This is a genomic window from Spiroplasma endosymbiont of Megaselia nigra, from assembly GCF_003987485.1.
Lineage (GTDB): Bacteria > Bacillota_I > Bacilli_A > Mycoplasmatales > Mycoplasmataceae > Spiroplasma.
In genome coordinates this window covers 1-3,033 of record NZ_RCOO01000146.1, presented here as the reverse complement: position 1 = coordinate 3,033, position 3,033 = coordinate 1, and the positions used below count along the sequence as shown (strand labels likewise).

The window sequence follows — 3,033 nt, the reverse complement described above, 5'->3', positions numbered from 1 at the left end:
TGCCTAAGGTTACCCGCATTTACAATGCGATTAGGTCATCCGGATACCCGAAACCGTAATTACTTAGGACTTACATATTTATTTTATCTTTTATAAAGCTATTTGTCTAATATAAATTATATTAATATATATAAATAAAATAAAAATATATTATATATAAATAATTTAACTTAATATATTTCATTGCTAATTTACCCCTTAAAACGCGTAATTAAGAGCTATTTTTCAAAATAAAATTATTAAATAATTCATACTTTTTCTTGCATATATATAATGCACGTATATCTTGATAAAAAGTTTCAAGATTAAGAAAGGAAAATATACAAAATGAAAAAACTGTTTAGTTTATTAAGCATATTAACAATTACTGGAACTGCCGTACCAACAACAATTGCTGCCAGCCCTTATCAAAACCAAAACAATAATTTTGAAATATTAACTAGAGTCAAAAGACAGTATGATAATATACAACGTATAGAACCAAATAATGGAACCCCATTATCATCTATTCAAGGTTTAGTTTTAAATTTAGGAAGAATAAGAATATATGACAATCGCAATGCTGTAGAAGGAGACCAAACTATTTTAAATGCTTTTATTAACATTAATAGAAATATTTTATCTAGAGAAATAAGAGATACTAATAATCTTTATGTTAGCGGAAGATCATATGGATCATACTCAGATACTGCAACAGATTCTTGAGCACATATCTCGTTGTTTGGTCAGCCATATAATCCAGTTTTGGTAACTTTTATTTTCCCTACAATAAGAAACACCGAATCTAATATACAAAGAATTCCGTCAAGACCCCAACAACAACCAATTAGTGAACCTGGATACAATTGAAGTAGTAGATTAAATTTATCTACACAATATCTAACAACAAATTTAGGTAATATTTTTGATACACGCGAAAGAACTATTATACAATCTTTTTTATTAAATAATCAAAATTTACCAACTGAATTAATAAATATTTTAAGAGTTTCAAATGTATCAAGAAGTAGTGCAACAATTTATGTTCCAGAAGGGAATCTAAGATATGAGGGAAATTTAATTGTTTCTTTTAGTACAAATCAAAATTCTTATTATGGTTCTGGTGACTTATAATTAATATAATAATTTAATAAAGTTAAATGGAAATAAATTAATGCCCTATTTCCATTTTTAATTAATTTAACATACCGTAAAAGAAAGGAATTTATAAAAAATGAAAAAAATATTAAGTCTTTTAGGAACAATCACTTTAATTGGAATAAGTACAACAAGTTTAGTTGTTTGTAATACACCAAAAAAATATACACCTGAAGAATTAAAAAAACTAAAAGAAGAAAACAAAATAAATACTGATAATCAAGAAATTAAAGACAATTTAGAATGAATAGCACCGCAAGAAAAACCTTTTAATAAATTTGATGATAAATTATATTATGTGGTATGGCGTGGTGATGAAAATAATGATTGACGAATTATTAAATTTAAAAATGAAGAAAATAAAGGTCTATTAGAAGATTATAATAATTTTATAATTTGTATAAATAAAGAAAAAAAATTATATATATTCAAAAAACAGGGAACAATAGGTTTAAGTCATAAATGAAATAAAAATGATGATTATTTTAAATCAGTTTATCGTTGAAAAGGTGAAGAACAAAAATTACCTAATTTAGATATTGATAAAGATGGCAATATAAAAGTAAATTAATAATAGAAAAAGAGATTTAATATCTCTTTTTTCTTTTTTTATCTTGGTTTAATTGTAATTTTAACTGGGTTAGTACTTTTATTTCTAATACCTAATACATTTTCATTGTTAATATCTATTATTAAATCTTCATCATTACCAAAATAATTAAAAATTTTGTAATTTCCTAAACCTAAAATAAATTTACTCAATACTGATTTTGTAAATCTAATTTTTAATTTTAAATCATTAGTATAATATGCTTGTAAATATGTTTCTTTAATTTTATTGTTATCATTATCAGATAATTTTGTTATTTGCACTAATAATTTAAGAAAATTTTGATGAAAATAATTATAAAGACTAAAGTAATCTCTACTTAGTAAACCATTAGTTTTAAAAGTGTCAATAGTTTTAATATCATTAGTTATTTTTTCTGTATTTATTGTAAAATTATTTGGAAAATTAATATTATCTTGTTGTAATAGACCTTTTTGTTGCAACTTTAAATCTCTTGCTAAAGAAATACTCCCGCCCCTACAATCTATATCACCAAATATTATATTAAAATATCTCTTTGGAATAAATTTTTCTATTTCTGGTGGTACACACTCAACTTGTAAATTAGATAGATTACTTATTTCTATTGTTTTATAAGAACTAATAAATTTATCTATACTTTGAATTGTTGGGTCAATTTTTTTTAAATCAATTTCTATTTCATAATAAGCATAATTAAATTTATCATCAAATAAATTAATAGTATCATCATTATTTTTTTTCTTACATTGTGCTAGTGCTGTAATTTTTGTTTTTAATGGCTGAATTGTATTAACGGCTCAAATATCTTGTGTATAAGTTTTATAGTTATATGGTACTGGTGGGAGAACATATTCAGGGTAATTAAATGTTGGTATTTCATAATCATGCGGGAGTAAGAAACTAGTTTTATAATTAGTTGTCATATCACGTAAATAATTATTTAATGTGCTTTTTGTTTTACCACGAAAACTCCATACTGATAATCTTAAATAATCTTCTTCATTATTTGTATATGGGTTATCAGCATAAAAGATAATTTCAAAATTACCTTTATATAATGCTTGTATTGAAAACATATCAATTATATAACTACAATTTGTACCATCTGGTGTTTGTAAAAACTCTAAATCATTATCTTTTTCACTATCACTAGCTGGTGTTTGTGCATCTACAGCTTTGGTTTGTTCATTAATTAAATAAACTCGATTAGTTTTAGGATTTAATTGTTTTAAATTATAAGTTGAATAAACTAATTCTTCTGTTGGTTTACCATCTTTATTTAAAACAGTACCCTTACATTTATC

General features: G+C 23.6%; 3 protein-coding genes. 2 read left to right on the top strand and 1 reads right to left on the bottom strand.

Annotation, left to right across the window (positions count from 1 at the left end):
* Nucleotides 1-327 precede the first annotated feature (327 nt).
* Nucleotides 328-1,113, top strand: coding sequence for a hypothetical protein (locus D9R21_RS05495; RefSeq protein ID WP_126821417.1), 786 nt, complete (start codon nucleotides 328-330; stop codon nucleotides 1,111-1,113).
* Nucleotides 1,114-1,213: 100 nt separating this feature from the next.
* On the top strand, nucleotides 1,214-1,708 hold the full coding sequence (locus D9R21_RS05490; protein WP_126821416.1) for a hypothetical protein: 495 nt from the start codon (nucleotides 1,214-1,216) through the stop codon (nucleotides 1,706-1,708).
* Between the two features lie 38 nt (nucleotides 1,709-1,746).
* Here D9R21_RS05490 and D9R21_RS07320 read toward each other — a convergent pair.
* Nucleotides 1,747-3,033 (bottom strand): hypothetical protein (locus D9R21_RS07320; protein WP_158613923.1); only part of this gene is annotated, 1,287 nt, incomplete at its 5' end.